Below are 21,246 nucleotides of genomic sequence, written 5' to 3' on the forward strand. Positions count from 1 at the left end.
TTCATAAAAGGCGTCGCGGCGTTTGTGCATGAGGGCGCGTGCCGTATATCCCGGCCGCGCATCGCTACGACTGCCGCCTGAGCAAGATCCAAAAAATAGCATTGGCGGACGGGCATTTCTGGAGACTTGGATGTACGAAGATCGTATTCGTTGTGCCGCACTGCGCGGAAAGATCACTACGGCCAAAGAGGCAGCGCAGCTTGTGCGCAATGGCATGCGTGTTGGCGCGAGCGGCTTCACGCGCGCGGGCGACACGAAGGCTGTGCCGATCGAACTGGCACGCCGCGCGCGAGAAGAAAAAGAGCCGCTGCGCATTACGTTGATGACGGGCGCGTCGCTCGGTCACGACGTGGACCGCCTGCTCACGGAAGCGGGCGTGCTCGAGCGCCGTCTGCCGTTCCAGGTCGACACCACGTTGCGCAAGGCCATCAATCGCGGCGAAGTGATGTTCGTCGACCAGCACCTTTCCGAAACGGTCGAGATGCTGCGCGCGAATCTGCTCGGCAAGCTGGACCTCGCCATCATCGAGGCCGCTGCGATCACGGAATCGGGTGGCATCGTGCCGACCACGTCGGTCGGTAATTCGGCCAGCTTCGCCATCCTCGCGGAGAAGGTGATCGTCGAAATCAACCTCGCGCAGCCTCTCGGACTCGAAGGTTTGCACGATATCTGGATTCCGGGCCGCCGTCCGCATCGTGAACCGCTGCCGATCATGAGCCCGGAGGACCGCGTTGGTTCGTTCACGATCGACATCCCGCCGGAAAAGATCGCCGCCATCGTCATCACCGACCAGCCGGACAGCCCGTCGACAGTGCTGCCCGCCGACGAAGAGACGGCGCGCATCGCCGGACACCTCATCGAGTTCCTCAAGCACGAAGTCAAGCATGGCCGCATGAACGCGCAGCTGCCGCCGCTGCAGGCTGGCATCGGCACGATCGCGAACGCGGTGCTCTCGGGCTTCGTTGATTCGCCGTTCGAAGCACTCACGATGTACTCGGAAGTGCTGCAGGACTCCACGTTCGATCTCATCGACTCGGGCAAGATGGTGTTCGCGTCGGGCGCGTCGATGACGCTCTCCGCGACGCGTCAGGCTCAGGTGCTCTCCGAACTCGACCGCTATCGCGACAAGCTCGTACTGCGTCCGCAGGAAGTCAGCAATCACCCGGAAGTGATCCGTCGCCTCGGTCTGATCGCGCTGAACACCGCGCTCGAATGCGACATCTACGGCAACGTGAATTCGACGCACGTGGGTGGCACGCACATGATGAACGGCATCGGTGGTTCGGGCGACTTCGCGCGCAATGCTTCGTGCGCGATTTTCGCAACGAAGGCCATTGCCAAGGACGGCTGCATTTCGAGCATCGTGCCGATGGTGCCGCACGTCGATCACAACGAGCACGACGTGGACGTGATCGTGACGGAGCAGGGTCTTGCAGACCTGCGCGGTCTCGCACCGCGCGAGCGCGCCACGCTGATCATCGATCGCTGCACGCATCCGCTCTATCGCGATGTGCTGCGCGACTACTATCGCGACGCGCTCAAGCACGGTGGTCAGACGCCGCACGATCTCGCGAACGTGTTCGCGATGCATTTGCGCTACAACGCGACGGGCTCGATGTTGCCCGAAGGCGCAGGCGGTAACGTAGCGAACGCTTGACGCTTCAGATACGCAACGTAAGCGGATAAAAAAACGGGCGTGCCGGTAACGGCACGCCCGTTTTGCTTTTGCGGGCTACACCTGTTGCGTGCCGGAGCTACGCACGCCGGAATAGCCGGATGATAAAGAGCAGAATCACCGCGCCGATGATGGCCGTGATGATCGAACCGATCCAGCCGCCGCCCAGGGAGATTCCGAGGACTCCCGCAAGCCAGCCGCCGATGAACGCACCGACAATCCCTACGATGATATCGACGATCAATCCGAAGCCGCCGCCCTTGACGAGCACGCCGGCGAGCCAGCCCGCGATTGCACCGATGATGAGCCAGGCGATTAGTCCGTGTTGCATGGTTGAGTACTCCTCTTGTTAGCGTGAAACGTCCACGGTGAGTGCAGCTTAGACCAAGGCCAGGAGAGCGTCCACGTTAAGCGGCCAGAATTGACACTTATTAAACACCGCGGCCTGTCGTTTAATGAAACGCAATAATCTGGAAGCCAAAACGTAAGCAAACGATTCGGCGTGTCACTCCGGCGCGACTTCGGTTTCCCTGGCGATCCAGCTCACGCTCGAAACGCCTTTTTCCATGCTGAGCCGGCTCGCCATCAGTTCGAGCTTCGACTGGTATTTCGGATGCAGCCGCATGGTCGCGGTCACACGCAACCGTGGCGGGTCGCCGGGCAAATCTTCGCTGGTCAGGCTCTGGAAGGAGAGCGGCGTCGAGTACAGTGAGTTGGAGAGCACGGTTCGGATATGGATTTCGTCCTCTTCGCGGCAGATCACTGTGAGTACGTACTCGCGCACGAGATCGGCCGCCGACACCGGGGTTGCGTTGATCACGCGGCTCACCTCGCGCAGCACGGTATTGATGATCAATACGACGACCGTGCCTGCCAGCGCGGGGCCGTAATGGCCCGCGCCGCATAGCACCCCCACTGCCGCAGCGCACCACAGCGTTGCCGCGGTGTTGATCCCCTGGATCGACCCCTTCTCGCGCATGATCACGCCGCCGCCGAGGAAGCCGACCCCCGAGACTACATAGGCCGCGATCTGCGTGATGCCGGATGTGCCGTTGCCGGTCAACACGCCGAGCGTCACGAACAGGCAAGCGCCGGTCGCCACAAGCGTGATCGTGCGCAGACCCGCCGTGCGCTGGCGAATCTGGCGTTCCAGACCGATGGCGACGCCGCACGCAAACGCCGCGAGCAGGCGCAGGGCGAATTCGAGTGTCATTGTCTTGTCACGAAAGCAGCACGTTTGCAGCCGCGCGGCCCATGGCAACGCGGCGCGCTGGGGTCGCCGGGAATAATATGCGGCGAGATCCCGTTAGCCAAGCTGTCGGCACTGCCATTGGGAAGTCAGCGTTTGGCCACGGCCTTTCCCTCACACTAAAGGCGTTCGTGCGTCGCTGAGCAAGTCGGGTTGAAAGGAAAGGAGCAATCGATGGACACGCTGCGCAATATGCGGATCTTCGTGAGGGTGGTGGAGTCGGGCAGCTTTACGCGTGCTGCCTCGAGCGAGACCATGACGACTGCGCAGGTTTCGCGCGCGGTCACAGACCTGGAGTCGCGTCTGCGTGCGCGGCTTCTGAACCGGACCACGCGGCGCATGTCATTGACGGAGGCTGGCGAGCGCTATCTGGCAAGCTGCAAACGCATACTCGCCGACATCGAGCAGGCCGAGGCTGAGGCCGCGGCGGCGCTTGCGAATCCCGTGGGCAAGCTGCGCGTCTATGGCGGCACGAGCTTCGGACAGCACTATGTCATGCCGCTGATTGCGCGATACCAGCAGCATTTGCCTGAAGTGTCGGTCGACCTGACGATCGCGCAGGCGATGCCCGATATCATCGAGGAAGGCTTCGATGTGGCGGTGGTCGTGGCCTCCGAACTCGACGATTCCGCGCTGATTTCCCAGCATCTTGGCAGCACGGCTGCCATTCTGTGTGCCTCGCCGGACTACCTGCGCACGCGTGGCGTGCCGCACTCGTTCGATGACCTCGATGGCCACACCTGCCTGCATCTCACCGATGCGAGTCTGCCGGCGTGCCATTGGATCTCCGAAGGGCCGCACGGCGAGACGTTCCACCATACCGCGGTGACACCGTTCCAGGTCAACAATCCCGAGGCGCTCGCACTGGCGATTCGCGAAGGCATGGGTATCGGGCCGCTGCCGGTTCCGGTGGCGTTGCCTGGCCTGGCCGACGGCTCGCTCGTGCGTGTCTTGCCGGCTCATCGTCTGCAGAAATTGAACATCTATGCGCTCTATGCGTCCCGGCGTTATGTGGACGCGAAGATTCGCACCTTCGTCGAGTTTCTGCGCGAGAAGGTTCCGCTCGTACTCGCCGAGCAGGAAGCCGCGTTGAGCGCGTGCGATGCCGAGGCGCCGCGCAGGCACACCGCGTCTCAGTTGCGCGTACGTGGCACGCGCGAACTGGAGCGGCTGCAGCTCGTCAACTGAGGCGCGCGGTTGACGCCGTCGTCGCAGTTGTCACCCGCCGCGCGAGAGCAGTTGGTTGTTTATTTCGGCGCCCGTTTGAGGCGCTCGGGCGTTGATTTGTCCGCGCGTTCAACGGGTCCGTCCCCAGCCTGACAATTTCGCCATATTGGCGCCACCAGAGCGCCACCCCCGTTGCCTATCATTCCGCACCATCCCGAAAATACGTCCGGGGTTCGTGTCCTTCGCCGGACGTCCGTCAAGCCTGTCTGAAGCAGTCGTATGTGGATTGTCAATCTCGCCCTGAAGCGTCCGTACACGTTCATCGTGATGGCCATCATGATCGTGCTGGCCACACCGTTCGCCCTGATGTCGATGGCGACGGACGTGTTACCGAACATCAACATCCCCGTCATCAGCATCATCTGGTCGTATACGGGTCTTTCCGCGAAGGATGTCGCGGGCCGCATCACGTCGGTCAACGAGCGCGGCCTCACCACCACGGTCAGCAACATCGAGCACATCGAGTCGCAGTCGCTGCCCGGCATCGCCGTCATCAAGCTGTTTTTCCAGCCTGGTGCGAGCCTGCAGACCGCGATCGCGCAGACGGTCGCGTCGGAGCAGGCGCAGCTCAAGCAGATGCCGCCGGGCGCTACGCCGCCGCTCGTAATCAGCTACTCGGCGTCCAGCATTCCGGTGATCCAGCTCGGCCTCTCCAGCAGGATGATGAGCGAGCAGGCGCTGGGCGATGTCGCGCTGAATTTTCTGCGGCCGCAACTCATCACGATTCCGGGTGCGCAGGTGCCGTATCCGTACGGCGGCAAGTCGCGTGTGATATCGGTCGACATCGACACGCGCGCGCTCATCTCGAAGGGGCTCACACCCGCCGACATCGTCAACGCGGTCAACACGCAGAACCTTATCCTGCCGACCGGCACGGCGAAACTGGGGCCGACCGAATATCGCGTGGATACCAACGCGTCGCCGGAGACGATCGCGGGCTTGAACCGCATTCCGGTGCAGACGGTCAATGGAGCGACTACTTATCTCGGCGATGTCGCGCACGTGCGCGACGGCTTCACGCCCCAGACCAACGTGGTGCGCCAGGACGGCACGCGCGGCGTACTGATCTCGATTCTCAAGAGCGGCGACGCCTCCACACTGCAGGTGGTGAACGACCTGAAAGCGCTGTTGCCAAAGGTACGCGACACGCTGCCCGCCGACCTCGTCATCAAGCCGCTGTTCGACCAGTCGATCTTCGTGGCGGCCGCTGTGCAGGGCGTGGTGCGCGAGGCGCTGATCGCTGCCGCGCTAACGGCCGCGATGATCCTGCTCTTCCTCGGCAACTGGCGCAGCACGGTCATCATCGCAGTGTCGATTCCATTGTCGATTCTCGCGTCGCTGCTGGCGCTCTACGCGCTCGGCGAGACGATCAATATCATGACGCTGGGTGGACTCGCGCTCGCGGTGGGCATTCTCGTGGACGATGCGACCGTGACGATCGAGAACATCGAGCGTCACCTGCATCTGGGCGCGAACCTGCACGACGGCATTCTCGAAGGGGCGGGGGAGATCGCGGTGCCCGCGCTCGTCTCGACGATCTGCATCTGCATCGTGTTCGTGCCGATGTTCTTCCTCACGGGCGTCGCGCGCTTCCTGTTCGTGCCGCTCGCCGAGGCGGTGGTGTTCGCGATGATCGCGTCGTACATCCTCTCGCGTACGCTTGTGCCGACGCTCGCCATGCTGCTCTTCACGCACGGCGGCCCGGATATCGGCCATCAGCACGCGGGGCCGGCAAGCTCGCCGTTCGCTCGCATTCATGAGCGCTTCAACCATGCGTTCGAGCGCGTGCGCGCAAACTACATTGCATTGCTGAGCTTGCTGCTTGCGCGACGGCGCGTGTTCGGCAGCGCATTTCTCGCGTTCTGTCTGCTATCGCTCGTGCTTGTCTTTTTCCTCGGCCGCGACTTCTTCCCGTCCGTCGATGCGGGCAATATTCGCCTGCATATGCGTGCGCCGACCGGCTATCGCATCGAGGAAACCGCGCGTCTCGCGGACGAAGTCGAACGGACGATACGCGAGGTCGTGCCGCCGGACCAGCTGGAAACGATCGTCGATAACCTCGGTTTGCCGTACAGCGGCATCAACCTCTCGTACAGCAATGCGGGGACGATCGGCACGCTCGATGGCGAAATCCAGATCGCGCTCAAGCCCGATCACGACCCGTCACGTATCTATACCGACAAGCTGCGCGAACTGCTGCCACAGCGCTTCCCCGGTGTGGAGTTCTTTTTTCAGCCTGCGGACATCATCACGCAGATCCTGAACTTCGGGCAGCCCGCCGCGATTGATGTGCAAGTGGTCGGTGCGAATCTCGATCAGGACATGACGGTCGCAAGCCATCTGCTCAAAGCGGTGCGCCAGATGCCTGGCGCCGTCGACGCGCGTATCCAGCAGCGCAACGACGAACCGGCGCTGATGCTGGCGATGGACCGCACGCGCATGCAGCAGTTGAGCCTGAGCCCGCAAACCGTCGCGCAGGACGTGCTGATCGCGCTGTCCGGGAGCTCGCAGACTTCGCCTGCGTTCTGGGTGAGCCCGCAGAATGGCGTCGAGTATCCGGTCACAGTGCAGACGCCACAGTATCGCGAGGCCTCGGTGAACGAGGTCATGGGCACGCCGGTCTCGGCGCGCACCAACGCGCCGCTGCAACTCGTGAGCAACCTCGTGCAATTGCAGCCGCACGTAGGGCCGGCGATCGTCACGCACTACAACATCCGGCCTGTGATCGACGTGCTCGTCAGTGTGGAGGGCAGCGACCTCGGCTCGGTGGGTTCGCGCATCGACGGTCTCATCAAGTCGGCCCAGGCGAGCGCGCCGCGCGGCACGACGATCACGATGCGCGGACAGATCGGCACCATGCGCTCGTCGTACATCGGCCTCGGCGTGGGCATCGCCATGGCCATCGTGCTCGTCTATCTGCTGATCGTCGTGAATTTTCAGTCGTGGGCCGATCCGCTCATCATCATCAGCGCGCTGCCGGCCGCGCTCGCGGGCATCGCGTGGATGCTGTTCATCACCGGCACGCATCTGAGCGTGCCCGCGCTGACCGGCGCGATCATGACGGTCGGGGTTGCGACGGCCAACAGTATTCTCGTCGTGGCGTTCGCGCGGCAGCGCCTCGCTGCGGGCGTGACCCCGCTCGCGGCGGCGCTCGAAGCAGGTGCGACGCGGATCCGCCCCGTGCTGATGACCGCGTTCGCCATGATGATCGGCATGGTGCCGATGGCACTCGGCTTGGGCGAGGGCGCCGAACAAAACGCGCCGCTTGGCCGCGCGGTGATCGGCGGTCTGCTGTTTGCCACGGTTTCCACGCTACTTTTCGTTCCTCTGATGTTCGCGACCGTGCACGGCCACCTCGCGCGCCGCGCCGCTGCGAAGCGCGAACGCGAGGCAAGCCGCGGTCGCCACTGAAGCGGGACATTACGCAATCCGGTTACGTTTATTCTGGTCGATGACATGGAAGAACCTCATCATCACTCATCCCTCGACATCGCCGTGGGCGGTGGACAGCACGGCATGGATCTGCCGGGGCGAAATCAGGCGGGCAAGCGCGCGCGGCTGGCGGTGATCGCCGTTGCGCTGCTGCTCGCAGCGGGCGCGGCTCGCACGATCGTCTCGAGTCTGCAGAACACGCATCATCTCGCCGATGTCACGAAGCGCAACGCAATACGTCAGCGTCGTGCAACCGGTCGCCGCCGGTTCGGATGGACGCATCGTACTGCCGGGTAGTTTGCGCGGCTTTGTCGAGGCGCCGATCTATTCACGCGCAAACGGCTATGTGCTGCACTGGTATGCCGATATCGGCGCGCACGTGCAGCAGGGTCAGCTGCTCGCGCAGATCGATACGCCCGAGATCGATCAGGAACTCGCACAGGCGCAGGCGCAGCGCGATCAGACTGCTTCGACGCTCGCGCTCGCCAGGACCTCGTTCGATCGCGCACAGCAATTGCGGCAGCGCGATGCGGTTTCGCAGCAGGAACTCGACGATCGCCAGGGCGCGTACAACCAGGGCGTCGCGAGTCTGGCCGCCGCTGATGCCAACGTGCGCAGGCTCACGGAAATGAAGGGCTTCCAGCGTATCGTCGCGCCTATCACTGGCGTCATCACGCAGCGCAACGTCGATATCGGCGACCTCGTGAACGCGGGCAACGGCGGTTCGGGTCGCGCGCTCTTCGCGATTGCGCAGTCCGATCAGTTGCGGCTTTACGTCGACGTGCCGCAGACCTACGCGCATCAGGTCGCGGTGGGGCAGCAAGTGAGCGTCACGCAGCAGGAGATGCCGGGCGTGACGTTCGCGGGCACGGTCACGCGCACGTCGCAGGCAATCGACGTCGCGACGCGCACGCTGCAAGTGGAAATCACGCTGCCGAATCACGACGGCAAACTGCTGCCGGGCGCATATGTCGAGGCTGCGCTCAAGACCGATTCGACGGGGCTCTTGAGCGTGCCGGGCAACACGCTGCTCTTCCGCGCGGAAGGCCCGCACCTCGCCGTCGTGGGGGCGGACGGGAAAGTGAAGCTCAAGCGCGTCGAGATCGCGCAGGATCTTGGGCAGACGCTTGTGATCGGGCATGGGCTCGACGCGGCGGATCGCGTGGTGCTCAATCCGAGCGATTCGATCGCCGATGGTGACAGCGTCACCGTGGTTGCACCAGGCCCGAACCCGGCGGGCAGCGCGGGCGCAGCAGCGAAGCGGAGCACGACTTGAAAACCGTGTGCAAAGCGAAGGTGCACCTCCGCGCACCCGTTCGCGGCAGCCTTGCAGCGATCGCCGCAATCGGTCTCGCGGCCTGCATCGTTGGCCCTGATTACCGCGCGCCGCAGACCGAAAGTCCAGCGGCGTGGCGCGTCGATTCTGCCGATGCGTACTGGCGAGCGGCACAGCCTTCGCACGCGCCGCTCGATCCGCAATGGTGGAAGGCGTTCGACGACGCGCAACTGAACGACCTCGAACAGCAGGCGCTAGCCGAAAACCAGACGCTTCGCGTCGCCGCCGCGCACTACGCACAGGCGCGTGCGACGCTGGCTTCGGTGTCGTCGCAACAGGCGCCGCAAGTGGCGCTCGATGCGAGCGCTGCACGCGCGCGCGTCTCTGCGAACCGCCCGCAAATGAGCTACGCGACGCCGAATATGTCGACCGTGCAGAACGATCTGAAAATCGGCCCCACTGCGAGCTATGAGCTGGACCTGTTCGGGCGCATCCGGCGCATGGTCGAATCCGCGCAGGCATCGACGCAGCAGGCCGGCGATGATCTCGCTAACGCGCGCCTCGTCCTCACTGCGGAACTCGCGACCGATTATTTCGCGCTGCGCGAGCTCGACGACGAAATCGACGTTGTGAACCGCTCCGTGGCATTGCAGCAGAAAGCACTCGATTTTGTGAACGCGCAGCACGATCTCGGCGCAGTGTCGGGGCTCGATGTATTGCAGCAAAAGGCGCAACTCTCGGCGACGAAGACTCAGGTGCACTTGCTGGAGAATCAGCGTCAGCAGGACGAGCACGCCATCGCCGTGCTGATCGGTAAGGCGGCGCCTGAGTTCACGGTTACGCAGATTGTCACGCCACTGCCGGTGCCGGCGCTGCCCACGGGCTTGCCGAGCGAGCTGCTGCAGCGGCGGCCAGACGTCGCCTCCGCCGAGCGCGCCATGGCGGCGGCTAACGCGCAGATCGGTGTGGCTCGCACGGCGTACTTCCCTGACGTCACGCTTTCGCCCAGTATCGGCTGGGAATCGACACGTTTTGCCAATCTGTTCAGCGTACCGAGCCTCATGTGGTCGCTCGGCGCGACGGCGGGCGAAGTCCTGTTCGACGGCGGCAAGCGTGCGGCAGGCGTCGATTTTGCACAGGCTGGTTACGAGTCGGCACAGGCCACGTACCGGCAGACCGTGCTGACCGCGTTTCAGGAGGTGCAGAATGCGGTGACGGGTCTCTCCGTGCTGGATCGCGCATCGGGCGATGGGCAGGCGGCCGTGGACGACGCGCGCCAGTCTTTCGAACTCGCGAACGCACGCTATCAGGGTGGGCTCGTCGCGTTCATCGACGTGCTGAATGCCGAGCAGCAATTACTTGCCAGCGAGCGTCAGGAAGTGCAGATTCATGGTCAGCAGGTGGCGACGGTGGTTTTTCTGGCGAAAGCGCTGGGCGGCGGATGGAGTGTCGAAGAAGGCGCGCTGGCAGCGGGGGCTCGGAATACGAACGCCAACGCAGCGAACGCCAACGCAGCGAACGTAAAAGCAGGTGCAAACAACACAGCGGACGCCGCAACGCGCGATGCCTCGCTGGCTGCGGCGCTCGAAACGCGCTAGCGCGCGGGGCGTTTTGGCCATCGCCGTTGCGTGTGGCACACGCGTGGCGCGCGCAAGCAGACACAAGCAGCCGCGCGAAGAGGAGGAACGGGCATGAAGGTATTGGTAATCGAAGACGAGCGCAAGGTCGTGGACTACCTGCGCAGCGGGTTGAGCGAGCAGGGCTGGATCGTCGATGTCGCGCTGGACGGTGAGGAAGGCGCGTGGATGGCCACGGAGTACGACTTCGACGTGATCGTGCTCGATGTGATGCTGCCGAAGCTCGACGGCTTCGGCGTGCTGAGCGCGGTGCGCGCGAAGAAGGACACGCCGGTCATCATGCTGACTGCGCGTGATCGTGTCGACGACCGCGTGCACGGTCTGCGCGACGGCGCCGATGACTATCTGACGAAGCCGTTCTCGTTCCTCGAACTCGTCGAGCGGCTGCGCGCGCTGACGCGCCGCGCGCGCGCGCAGGAGTCGACGTTGATCTCGGTGGGCGATCTCCAGGTGGACCTCATCAGCCGGCGCGCGACACGCGACGGCGTGCGGCTCGACCTCACGGCGAAGGAATTTCAGCTGCTGTCCGTGCTTGCACGACGGCGCGGCGAGATTCTCTCGAAGACGCTCATTACCGAACTCGTCTGGGATGTTAACTTCGAGAGCAACGCGAACGTCGTCGAAACGGCGATCAAGCGCCTGCGCGCGAAGCTCGACGGCCCGCATGCGGCGAAGCTGCTGCACACCATTCGCGGAATGGGCTACGTGCTCGAAGTGCGCGAGGACGGAGGCCAGTCATCATGAAACGCTCGATTTCGCTGCGGCTTTCGGCGATGTTCGCAGCGGTGTCGCTCGTCGTGTTCACGCTCACGGGAACGGGCCTGTTCCTGTTGATGAAGAATCAGCTCTTCAATGAGGCGCGCGAGACGCTTGATACGCGCGCGCGCATCGCGGCGCTGATCGTGGCGCACGCGCCCGATGTCAAAAAGTGGGCGTTCGTGCAGGAGAAACTGCGCGACCTGTCTCCCGCCGACAGCCGCATGCATTACTACGTCGAGGGACCCGATCCACGGTTTCGCTTCGGCACACCGATCGTCGGCGAGGTGGTCGACACTCTGGGAGCGAATCACCAGCGCGTGCGGCCGCCCGGCAGCGATTTCGACGTGCTCATGACGAGCGCCACGGTGCCCGCCAGTGGCGACCGGCCCGAGGTGAGGCTCGTGGTCGCGAGCGACTGCGAGCGTACGCAGTTGATGCTGAGGCGTTTCGGCATCGTGCTTGGCTTGCTGATCGCGATGTCCACGATCGCAGTCGCGCTCCTGAGCCGCGTGGTCACGCGATTCGGCCTCGCGCCGCTGACGCGGCTTTCGCGCGAGGCGGCGCAAGTGAGTCCGTCGAACCGGCGGCAGCGCCTGCGCACGGACGAACTGCCCGAGGAACTGCACGACCTGGCGAGTTCGTTCAACGGCGCGCTCGAACGACTCGACAAGTCGTACGGGCGCCTCGAATCGTTCAACGCCGACGTGGCCCACGAACTGCGCACGCCGGTCAGCATCCTGATCGGACAGACGCAGGTTGCGCTCACGCGAGACCGTTCGGTGCTGCAACTGCGCCAGACACTGCAATCGAATCTGGAGGAGTTCGAACGATTGCGCGTGATTGTCAACGACATGTTGTTCCTTTCGCGCAGCGATCGGGGAGAGCGCGCGACGGATCTTGCCGAAGTGTCGCTGCGTGCCGAAGTGGAACGCATGCTGGACTTTCTGGAAATGCCGCTTGAAGAAGCGCAACTGCGCGTCGAGGTGCAAGGCGACGCGCGTGCGTGGGTCAACACGTCGCTAATTGGGCGCGCCGTGAGCAATCTTTTCGTCAACGCCATTCAGCATTCGGCGCCTGGCACGACGCTGCAGGCGACCATCGCGCCGCAGGACGGCCATGTCGAAATCGCCGTGTCGAATCCGGGCCAGCCGCTCGATCCGATTGTGCGCGAGCACATTTTCGACCGCTTTTACCGCATCCAGGAGGCACGTTCGAACAGCCACGAGAATCACGGGCTCGGTTTGTCGATCGTGAAAGCGGTGGCTGAAATGCATGGCGGCACGGTGTTCGTGCGTAGCGCGAACGGCGTGAATACGTTTGGCTTCTCCGTGGCCGTCGATGGCACGCCGGTCGCCGCGGCGATCGAGTCGGAAAAGGAGCGCCGCGGGCGCGCGGGACTGCCGTTGCACGTCTCGCCGTGATACACGCGCTCGCGTGGCTCAGTCGGGCTTTTTGTCGACGTCGGTGCTTTCTTGCGCGTGCAGGTCACGGCGCAGCAAATCCCAGCAACTGATAAAGAGGGCGGCGATCAGCGGCCCGATCACGAAGCCGTTTACGCCGATGAGCGAGATGCCGCCGAGCGTCGAGATCAGCACGACCCAGTCGGGCAGTCGCGTGTCCTTGCCCACGAGCACGGGGCGCAGGATGTTGTCGATCGTGCCGATCACGAACACACCGAAGATCGCGAGGCCGAGTGCCCTCGCGATCGCACCCGTCGAGAAGAGGTAGATCGCCACGGGTCCCCACACGAGGAACGCACCCACGGCGGGCAAGAGCGACAGCAGCATCATCACGAAGCCCCACAACACGGCGCCCTGAATCCCCACCACCCACAGCGCGATGCCGCCAAGCGCGCCCTGCACGAACGCCACCGCGAGATTGCCTTTCACCGTCGCACGGATGACCGTGGTGAACTTGCGGATCAGATGCTGCTTGTGCAGTTCGTCGAGTGGGATGGCGTCGCGCACGTACCGTGAAATTTCGCGTCCGTCACGAACGAGAAAAAAGAACATGTAGAGCATCACGAAGAAGCTCACCACGACCTGCAACGTGATCTGTCCGACGCTCAGCGCGCTCGTCGCGACGAACTGGCTGATTCGCGCGGCACCGGCCGAGAGACGCTGCTGCAGTCCGGGCAGATCCATCAGGTCATAACGTTCGAGCAGATTCTGCACCGACTGCGGCAACGCATGGACGGCCTGGCTGAAGAATGCACCGACGTCGAGACTGCCCGACCTCACCAGCGCATACGCTTGGGAAATCTCCCGGATCAGCGTGCCTGTAACAAAAGTGAGCGGCAGGATCACGATCACGACGCAGATCGTGAGTGTGAGCAGGGCAGCGAGATTGCGGCGGCCGCCGAGCCGCGCGACGAGCCAGCGTTGCACGGGCTGGAAGATCACCGCGAGTATGGTGCCCCACAGCACGGTGCTAAAGAACGGCGCGAGGACGAAGCAAAGCGCGATGGAAACGGCGAGCAGCAGAAGATAGAACGACGCCTGGTGGAGATTCTTGTTGCCGTTCATGGGCAGTGGATTCCTGTCGGGCCGGACAAGGGGCGAATGGGTGACGTTGCCGCCCATGATAGCGGGTGACCCACGCGGCCCGTCGCAGAAACGCGCACGCGGGATACGCAGCGCGATTTACGGTCCCTCTGCTATTCAGTTCGCACCGACGAGCCGTACGCGCGTAATCTCCGATGGCGCGCCGAGCCGCTTCGGCGGCCCCCAGTATCCCGTGCCGCGGCTCGTGTAGACCCACAGGCTGCCGAGCTTCGCGAGCCCCGCCGTGAACGGCTGCTGCAGGCGCACGAGGAAATTCCACGGAAAGATCTGGCCGCCATGCGTGTGGCCGGACAGTTGCAACGTGAAGCCCGCATCGGCGGCTGCGTGGGCCGAGCGCGGCTGGTGAGCCAGCAGCACGCGTGTATTGATGTCTTTCGGCGCGCCCGCGAGTGCCGCCGCCGGGTCGCTGCGCTGCGCAGGATCGAAATGGTCCGCGGTGTAGTCGGTGACGCCTGCCAGCACGAGGCGCGCGCCACCGTGCTCGATCACGACGTGCTGGTTCATCAACACAGTGAGGCCGATGCGGCGGAACTCGGCGACCCACGCGTCGGCGCCGGAGTAGTACTCGTGGTTGCCCGTGACCGCGTAGACACCGTGGCGCGCAGCCAGCCTGCCGAGCGGCGCCGTGTGGTGCGCGAGCCGTGCGACGCTGCCGTCCACCACGTCGCCCGTGATCGCGACGATGTCCGGGTCGAGCTGGTTCACCGCGCGCACGATAGCGTCGACGTAATCGTGCTTGATGGTCGGACCGACATGAATATCGCTCAACTGGACGATCGTGAAGCCGTCGAGCGCAGCGGGCAGACCGCGGATCGGCACGTCGACAGTACGCACCGGTGCGCGCCGCCGTGCGTTGAAGAACCCGAACGCGCTCGATAGCAGCGCAAGGCCGATCACCGTTGCCGAACTACCCGTTCGCCAGGCCGCGAGATTCACGCTGTGCGGCCAGAGCGCGTCGATGCTCATCAGCGAGGCCAGCACGATGTCGCGCGCGATCGTCAGCATGAGCAGGGACGAAAAGAAACCCATCGCGAGCATGCCGGCCCAGGCGAGGCGGTCGCCGAGCGGGTGCTTGATCGCTCGCGCGAGCATGCCCGGCGGGATCAGCAGGCACGACAGCACCAGCCACAGCGCCGCGAGCCACTTGCCCGATGCGGGCGTGGGCAGATCGGGGATCAGACGGAGGCCAACATAGACGTGCAGCAGCACGCCGATGGTGATGAAGCGGACGAAGAATGAGAGTCGTGGCATGGCTGGCCAAAGGACGCAAAGGCGCGAGAAAGGCGGCGTGCGAAATGCCGGGCAGCGCCGGCTGCGAAGCATTCTACCGGCAAGTGCGTTCACGTGCCGGAGCCGGCCAGGCGGCTGGCGGGAGGCGTGCCGCGACGCGGTTTAATTGCAACTAACGGTCCGCCGCTCAGGGCGCTGGTATCACACGTCCTCGAAAAACTAGCGAGCCGTGTGGTGTGTGCGGCGCCGCATCGGCATGACAGCGTGACCTTGGGAAATGCCGTGGAAGCTGATCTCGCGAACATTGTTTGCAGACTGTAAGTCAGACTATTAAACGTCCATTGAGTGGCTGCTCTCCATGAACTATCCTCGAATCGACGCCCGCGCAGTGTCGGGCGCTGTAGGGGAGACAGGTCATGAGAATTACGAAGCCTGTTGAGCAGGGGCACCATGGTCGTCATGTCGGTTACGAGAGCAGCCATGTCATGCTGCCGATGGTCGTGTTGTCGTTGATGGCGCTGGCGCTGTATCTCGCCGTGAGGAGCATCGACATCTCCGAGCTTGGCCGAAGTGCGCTGTTCTACGTCGTGATGGTGTTCGTCACGCTGGGCATTGCGGGGCTGTTCGGCTTTGTGGGCGGCTGGCTGCGCTCTCGCACCAACGACGCCACGCCCGAGGGGTTCTGCTTTATTGGCGCTGTGATCGGCGCAGTGGTGTTCTACTTCGCTCTCTTCACCTGAGCGCGGCGCGTGCCGGTTCTCCAGCTTTCGCGCGCCGGGGCGGGGCGCCTGGCGTGCTTGTCACGCTTGCCGTGCGACACTGCACGTACTTCCTTAATTGCTCTCGAGTCAGCGCTTCCAATGTTCGATCTCTTCGACGACGCCCCGCAGCCCGACGTCGCCTGGCATCCCGCATGGCTCACGGCTGAACAGGCGACAACCCTGCTTGCGCGCATAGTCGCCGAAACGCAGTGGCGGCAGGAACGGATTCGCACGCCCGGCGGCTGGGTTGACCAGCCGAGGCTCACGGCGTGGCTCGGCGAACCGGACGCCGTCTACATTTACTCAGGAATCCGAAACATGCCGCAGCCGTGGACGCCTGCGGTGGCCGAATTGCGCGATGCAGTCAATGCCATCTGCGGCGTACGTTTTAACAGCGTGCTGCTGAACCGCTACCGGACAGGGGCGGACAGCATGGGCTGGCACGCCGACCACGAACCCGAACTGGGCGTGGAGCCTGTCATCGCGTCGGTGAGTCTCGGCGCGACACGGCGTTTCGACCTGCGCCATAACGCGACCGGCGTCGTGCGCTCGTTCCGGCTCACGAGCGGCAGCCTGCTCGTGATGCGCGGACAAACCCAGGCGCAGTGGCGTCATCGTGTGCCGAAGGAACCTGTCGTGAGCGGGGAGCGCGTCAATCTGACGTTTCGGGTCGTTATGCCGGAATTGAGGAAGAAGTGAGCTATTTGTCGCCAGTTTGGCGGAAAACGGTGTGAGTTGGTGCCGTTTGCCAGATTGGTAATCGTGCCCCCGTTCCGGCCCTTGAAGAAATATAAAAATTTATGCGCATAAATGCGCACTCGTCGGCGTGGATTCAGATGGCCTCGGCAAGGCGCCGATGCACGATGGCCGTCAATCGCTCGAACGGCAAGGTGGACGCGGCCAGCGCGGTGACGTCCGGAAACTGGTCGCGGGTGATGTCGGTGAGGACCTGCGAGGGCGGCGCCTCGACGAGCACGCTCGCACCCGATTCGATCATCACCGTGATCGCATCGAACCAGCGCACCGTGTGGCGCATGTTGGTGGCGAGGTCGGCGCGGATCGCTTCGCCGTCGTGGAGTGGGCGGCCGCCCCGGTTGTCGACATAGACGCTGTGCGGCGCGCGAAACGGGATGTCCTTCGACCATGCCACTAGCTGGTCTGCAGCAGAGGCTAATAGTTCGCAATGCGAAGGAACTGCGATGTCGATTCGTTGTGCCTTGCGAGCGCCGGCTGCGAGTGCGCGGGCGGCGAAGGCATCGAGCGCGGCGTCTGCACCCGCGACGACAATCTGGCGCGGGGCGTTGACGTTTCCGATGTACACGCGTGATCCGTTGTCCTTGACCAGATCGGTCGCGAGCATTTCGATCTGTGTTTCGCTGAGTCCGGAAATCGCTGTCAACCCGTAGCCCGATGGGCACGCGGTCTCCATGAGTTCGGCGCGCTTCTTCACCATACGCAGTGCGTCGTCGAACGCGATTGCGCCGCAACTAACGGCAGCCGGATACGCGCCCACCGACAGGCCGGCGCAGAAGTCCGGCACGAGCCCTTCGCTAGCGAGCGCGCGCGCAACGGCGACGCCGGCGACAGTCAGCCCGATTTGGACGGCCACGGTGGATCGCAAGGCGTCCGCGCTGTCGAGCGCGAGCACGTCCATGCCGAGCGTCGCGGATGCTTCTTCGATCGTCGTGCGCACGGCCTCGTGCGAAGGCAGCCGATGCAGAAAGCCGGGACTTTGCGCGCCCTGGCCGGGAAAGAGGCAGGCGAGTGTCATGGTGTGCGCCAGGGATCTTCGACTAGCCGCGGGTTGTCGCTGGCTCGCACGAGCACGAGCGGTTTGCGCGCGGCTAGCTCGACAAATGCGACGCCGCCCGCCGGTGTTTCGACCTGGGCATCGACGCGTGTGCCAGCGCGCTCGGCCGCACGGGCGAGCAGATCCGCGAGCGCGCCGATTGCGGCAGGAGCGGGGCGGTCGGGCATACGGATCAGCAGATCGAGATCACTCGACGCAGAAATCGTCGGCGTGCCGGTCGCGAGTTCAAAGCCTGCGCTACCCGTTGGGCCCCACGCATAAATGTCCAGCGCGGACGGCGATGCACGCAGCACCGCGAGCGCAGCGAACGCGGGCAACGCGACACGGTCGTCCACAGGCGAAACGCCCAATAAATCTTCGGGCGAGCAGATTGCTTCGATGTCCTGATGATGCAGCCACGTTCCGAACCGTTGCGCACGCGTCGCCCCGCGTATGCCGACGGCGACGAATCCATCCGCCGCCTGCGCGCGTCGCACAACGGCCCAGGGCGCACGCACAAGCGCTTCGCGCACCCAGTCGGGTTCGTTGTCCACCCGGGCGAGCCGCGCAACGCGCAGCAGATCGTGCGCGCGCCAGCGTGCATCGTCGACGCGCGGTGCGTCGGCGGCGAACGGCGGTGCGGCGCACTCGCGCATCAGTTAGCGTCCCATTGCTGCGCAAGGCGCTGGCGGACCTCGATCGAGGCCGCGCGCGTGCGCTTTGCCGCATCGTTTCGCAAGCGGTGCGAGAGATCGCGCTTGTCCGCGCGTGCCTCGCGCGCCATTTGTGCAAGAACGTGCTGTACGTGTGCGACTTGCTCGGCGTTCGGCGCATCCGCATCGACGTCTTCGATCAACTGGTCGAGCAAACCGAGCTTGCCGAACGAGGTCATCGTGTACGACATCGGCACGATCTTTTCGCCGAGCGCGTCGAGGCTTTCCACGCTGCGACGCGTGACGCGCGCGGCAGCTTCCTTGCCCATCGCATGAACCATCGTGCCTTCGGCGTCGAGCGCGACGATGCGGTTTGCCTGATAGCCGTGCGCCAGAAACGCACCCGACATCGCAGGTCCGACGATCAGCGCGATCACCGGATGCCCCGCGAGCCGCGCGCTTGCATACGCATCGACGGCAGCGGCGCAGGCGAGGTGGATGCCCAGCATTTCCTCGCGATAACCGTATGCCTGGCTCTTCACGTCGACGATCGCGACGATGGGCCGGCGCGTTTCACCGGCGGAATCTTCGGCGATGGCCGAGCGCACGGCCTGCGCAAGCCGCCAACCCTGTTCGAGGCCCACGACGTTGTCGCGCGCGCGCACGAAGCGGTTTTCGGGGGCCGGCACGACAGCGATGAAGCGCGCCGTTTCGCCGCCGAGCGGCGCATCGGCGTAGCGCACGGGGCCGCGTTGTCCTTCAAGAGCGCGCTCGCCTGCGAGGGTGCGCAGCCAGCGCGCGCCGCGGGTCAGAGTCATATCGTTCATACCATTTCTCCGCGGGACGTGAGGGGCGTGGCGTCGAACGTGGCACGCATCGTTTCGGGTGCGACGGTGGCAGGATCGATCTGCGCGAGCTTCGCGAGCCACGCCTCGACCTGCTCGGTGCGGTGGGCTTCGGGCACACCGCATGCGAACGCTTCGCGCACGGCCCGATGCACATCATCCACCGCGTCTTCTACGAGCGCATCGGCAAAACCGGTCTCAGAGCGCTGCTCACCGCCGATCAACTGCCACACATGGCGTCGGTCGCTTGCATCGAGTTCTTCGATGCCGGCTTCCTGCTCGATCACCTCGGGGCCGTTCATGCCGAGTCGTCCCTGCTTCGTCATCACGAGATACGAGCATAGACCCGCCGCGAGCGACATGCCACCGAAGCACCCCACCATGCCCGCGATCACGCCGACGACGGGAACGTGGCGGCGCAGCGCGACGATCGCAGCCTGGATCTCGGAGATCACCGCGAGGCCGAGGTTGGCTTCCTGCAGGCGCACACCGCCGGTTTCGAACAACACGACGGGGCGCACGATCTTGCCGCGCTCGCAGTCGGCGAGCGCGAGTTCGAGCGCCGCAGCGATCTTGCTGCCCGACACCTCGCCGATACTGCCGCCCTGGAACGCCGATTCGATGGCGGCGACCACGGCGGGCTCGCCGCCGATGGTGCCGCGTGCGATCACGACGCCGTCGTCGGCCTGGCAGACGATGCCCTGCAGCGGCAGCCACGGCGATTCGATGCGGTCGAACGGGCCGAGCAACTCACGGAATGAGCCCGCGTCGAGGACGGCGCGGGCGCGCTCGCGCGCGGTGAGTTCGATGTAGCTTTCGCGCAGCAGGGCACGGGTCGGGATTTGCGCGGTTTGCTGTCGAGCATTCATGACTGTGCTCCTTGCGCCGCGTCCTGCGCCGCTTCAACAGCTTCCGCGAGCCGTAGCGATACGACGCCCGGCGTGGCGCCGAAGTCATTGATTTCGATTTCTGCGGCACCGTCGTAGCGGGTGAAGAAGCGGTCTAGCACGCTCTTCCAGATGTGCCCGTAGCCATCCACACTCGTATGCACGACGACGCGCGCGCGCATCGTGTCCGCTGGCTGAAGCAGCACTTCGAGATCTCCTGAGCCGACGACGCCCACATGCGCACGCGTCGTCACGGCGCGTTGCGCCGGATAGTCGAATGTCAGTTGTTCCATGATGTCTCATCCCATGCAAAGCCGCCGATGCGGTGCTGAACCAGTCTGTCGATGAATAGCGTCGCGGCAAGCAGATCGGCTGCACCGCCCGGCGATGCGTTGAGCGCGAGCAGCGAATGTTCGAGTGCGTCGAATGCTGCGCGGCCCGCTGGTGTGGCGATGCCGCCCGCGTCGCGCACACGTTGTGCGCCCGCCTGTGCCGCGTCGCGGCCCGTGAGCCCGGCGCGATGCAGCACGCAGGTATCGTCGAGTGACGCCATGATGGCGAGCAGGGCTTCCACGCGAGCCGTGCTTTCGCTGTGGCCTTGCGCGCGCGCCGCGTGGAGTGCGGGCAGGCCCGCACGCATCACATGGGGGAAACCGTCCTGCGCTTCGCGTCGCGCTCCGCCCACGTTGTACTGAAGACGCACGCGCTCGCCGTTGCTGTTGGACGGGCGTGCGAGCAGGTCGTCAAAACGGGCGATCTGCGCGCCCGTTTCGCAGATGAGCGCCGCGTGTGCGTATGCACTGCCATCGGCGGCGAATGGCGTATGCACGATCGCCGCGCCCGCCACGAGCAAGCCGACAATCCAGATCGCGCCGCGATGCGCATTGCTGCCGTTCGTCGCGTGCATCATCGCGACTTCGCCATAGCGGCCGATACGTGCGAGATCGGTGCGCAATGCGACGCCCGGCGCCGCGCCGCGCGAAGCGCGCGCGAGTGCGCGGAACGTCGGCTCGAGCGCGTGAGCGGAACGCAGCATCGTCGCGAGATCGAGGTCGTTATGCGCGCCGCTGCCGCGCGCGTCCACGAGCGCGGGCTTCGGCGTGAGTCGTGCTTCGTCGATCAGGGCATCGCGCGCGAAGCGTGCGAGTTCGGCGTCGGCGCAGGACGTGGCATCCAGCGTATCGAACCGCGTGTGCGGATCGCGCGCAAACGGAACGGCGGAACCTTCGGTGTGTGTGTCCAGCGCAAGCGTACGCATCGCG

The 21,246-nt window shown here is 64.6% G+C and carries 18 protein-coding genes and 1 pseudogene; 9 read left to right on the top strand and 10 right to left on the bottom strand.

Translation table 11 applies throughout. The annotated features are described in order from the left end of the window. The first annotated feature begins 130 nt into the window (after positions 1-130). The gene (gene scpC / locus L0U80_RS18195) at positions 131-1,657 is read left to right on the top strand and encodes a succinyl-CoA:acetate CoA-transferase ScpC (protein WP_233867958.1); all 1,527 of its coding nucleotides are present in this window, start codon (positions 131-133) and stop codon (positions 1,655-1,657) included. A 97-nt stretch (positions 1,658-1,754) separates the two neighbouring features. On the opposite strand, the gene L0U80_RS18200 is transcribed toward scpC, so the two are convergent. Both L0U80_RS18200 and L0U80_RS18205 read right to left on the bottom strand, forming a co-directional pair. After that, positions 1,755-2,006 (bottom strand): GlsB/YeaQ/YmgE family stress response membrane protein, encoded by a 252-nt coding sequence (locus tag L0U80_RS18200; protein WP_233867961.1) that lies wholly within the window; start codon positions 2,004-2,006, stop codon positions 1,755-1,757. A 174-nt stretch (positions 2,007-2,180) separates the two neighbouring features. Then, positions 2,181-2,888, bottom strand: coding sequence for an MgtC/SapB family protein (locus L0U80_RS18205; RefSeq protein WP_233867964.1), 708 nt, complete (start codon positions 2,886-2,888; stop codon positions 2,181-2,183). Positions 2,889-3,098: 210 nt separating this feature from the next. Between L0U80_RS18205 and L0U80_RS18210 the strand changes: the two genes are divergently transcribed. The 6 genes and pseudogenes from L0U80_RS18210 (at position 3,099) to L0U80_RS18235 (ending at position 12,676) form a co-directional block, all read left to right on the top strand. After that, complete coding sequence (locus L0U80_RS18210) at positions 3,099-4,112, top strand: LysR family transcriptional regulator (protein WP_233867966.1); 1,014 nt, start codon at positions 3,099-3,101, stop codon at positions 4,110-4,112. Positions 4,113-4,370: 258 nt separating this feature from the next. Beyond that, positions 4,371-7,562, top strand: coding sequence for an efflux RND transporter permease subunit (locus tag L0U80_RS18215; protein WP_233867968.1), 3,192 nt, complete (start codon positions 4,371-4,373; stop codon positions 7,560-7,562). Between the two features lie 105 nt (positions 7,563-7,667). Then, positions 7,668-8,859, top strand: a pseudogene (locus L0U80_RS18220) (efflux RND transporter periplasmic adaptor subunit). Further along, positions 8,856-10,457, top strand: coding sequence for an efflux transporter outer membrane subunit (locus L0U80_RS18225; protein ID WP_267954844.1), 1,602 nt, complete (start codon positions 8,856-8,858; stop codon positions 10,455-10,457). Before L0U80_RS18220 ends, L0U80_RS18225 begins: the two are co-directional and overlap by 4 nt. Positions 10,458-10,550: 93 nt before the next feature. Beyond that, a complete protein-coding gene (locus tag L0U80_RS18230) occupies positions 10,551-11,240 on the top strand; it encodes a heavy metal response regulator transcription factor (protein ID WP_233867970.1) in 690 nt (229 codons plus the stop codon). Further along, positions 11,237-12,676: a heavy metal sensor histidine kinase gene (locus L0U80_RS18235; RefSeq protein ID WP_233867973.1), complete on the top strand. Its 1,440-nt coding sequence runs from the start codon at positions 11,237-11,239 to the stop codon at positions 12,674-12,676. The genes L0U80_RS18230 and L0U80_RS18235 overlap by 4 nt, the downstream gene beginning before the upstream one ends. 18 nt (positions 12,677-12,694) lie before the next feature. Here L0U80_RS18235 and L0U80_RS18240 read toward each other — a convergent pair whose 3' ends face one another. After that, positions 12,695-13,780 carry an AI-2E family transporter gene (locus L0U80_RS18240; protein ID WP_233867976.1) on the bottom strand — a complete coding sequence of 362 codons (1,086 nt, stop codon included), beginning with the start codon at positions 13,778-13,780 and terminating at the stop codon, positions 12,695-12,697. 135 nt (positions 13,781-13,915) lie between these two features. Further along, on the bottom strand, positions 13,916-15,070 hold the full coding sequence (locus L0U80_RS18245; protein WP_233867979.1) for a metallophosphoesterase: 1,155 nt from the start codon (positions 15,068-15,070) through the stop codon (positions 13,916-13,918). Positions 15,071-15,465: 395 nt separating this feature from the next. Here L0U80_RS18245 and L0U80_RS18250 point away from each other — a divergent pair, with 395 nt between their 5' ends. Together L0U80_RS18250 and L0U80_RS18255 are read left to right on the top strand one after the other, a co-directional pair. Then, positions 15,466-15,789 (top strand): hypothetical protein, encoded by a 324-nt coding sequence (locus L0U80_RS18250; RefSeq protein ID WP_233867982.1) that lies wholly within the window; start codon positions 15,466-15,468, stop codon positions 15,787-15,789. A 120-nt stretch (positions 15,790-15,909) separates the two neighbouring features. Then, positions 15,910-16,509, top strand: a complete 600-nt coding sequence (locus tag L0U80_RS18255) for an alpha-ketoglutarate-dependent dioxygenase AlkB family protein (RefSeq protein ID WP_233867984.1) — start codon at positions 15,910-15,912, stop codon at positions 16,507-16,509. Between the two features lie 133 nt (positions 16,510-16,642). Here the strand turns inward: L0U80_RS18255 and L0U80_RS18260 are convergent, their stop codons facing one another. From L0U80_RS18260 to L0U80_RS18285, 6 genes are read right to left on the bottom strand one after another with little or no spacing between them, the layout of a single operon-like run. Next, the gene (locus L0U80_RS18260) at positions 16,643-17,581 is read right to left on the bottom strand and encodes a malonate decarboxylase subunit epsilon (RefSeq protein ID WP_233867986.1); all 939 of its coding nucleotides are present in this window, start codon (positions 17,579-17,581) and stop codon (positions 16,643-16,645) included. Further along, positions 17,578-18,255, bottom strand: coding sequence for a malonate decarboxylase holo-ACP synthase (locus tag L0U80_RS18265; protein WP_233867988.1), 678 nt, complete (start codon positions 18,253-18,255; stop codon positions 17,578-17,580). The genes L0U80_RS18260 and L0U80_RS18265 overlap by 4 nt, the downstream gene beginning before the upstream one ends. Next, entirely contained in the window at positions 18,255-19,079 is an 825-nt protein-coding gene (gene mdcE / locus L0U80_RS18270; protein WP_233867989.1) for a biotin-independent malonate decarboxylase subunit gamma, read from the bottom strand. The genes L0U80_RS18265 and mdcE overlap by 1 nt, the downstream gene beginning before the upstream one ends. Then, complete coding sequence (locus L0U80_RS18275) at positions 19,076-19,966, bottom strand: biotin-independent malonate decarboxylase subunit beta (RefSeq protein ID WP_233867991.1); 891 nt, start codon at positions 19,964-19,966, stop codon at positions 19,076-19,078. Before L0U80_RS18275 ends, mdcE begins: the two co-directional genes overlap by 4 nt. Beyond that, on the bottom strand, positions 19,963-20,277 hold the full coding sequence (locus L0U80_RS18280; protein WP_233867994.1) for a malonate decarboxylase subunit delta: 315 nt from the start codon (positions 20,275-20,277) through the stop codon (positions 19,963-19,965). The genes L0U80_RS18275 and L0U80_RS18280 overlap by 4 nt, the downstream gene beginning before the upstream one ends. Then, positions 20,265-21,242, bottom strand: coding sequence for a triphosphoribosyl-dephospho-CoA synthase (locus L0U80_RS18285; protein WP_233867997.1), 978 nt, complete (start codon positions 21,240-21,242; stop codon positions 20,265-20,267). The genes L0U80_RS18280 and L0U80_RS18285 overlap by 13 nt, the downstream gene beginning before the upstream one ends. Positions 21,243-21,246: the final 4 nt, after the last annotated feature.

It is taken from the genome of Paraburkholderia adhaesiva (genome assembly GCF_021390575.1).
Classification (GTDB): Bacteria; Pseudomonadota; Gammaproteobacteria; order Burkholderiales; family Burkholderiaceae; genus Paraburkholderia; species Paraburkholderia adhaesiva.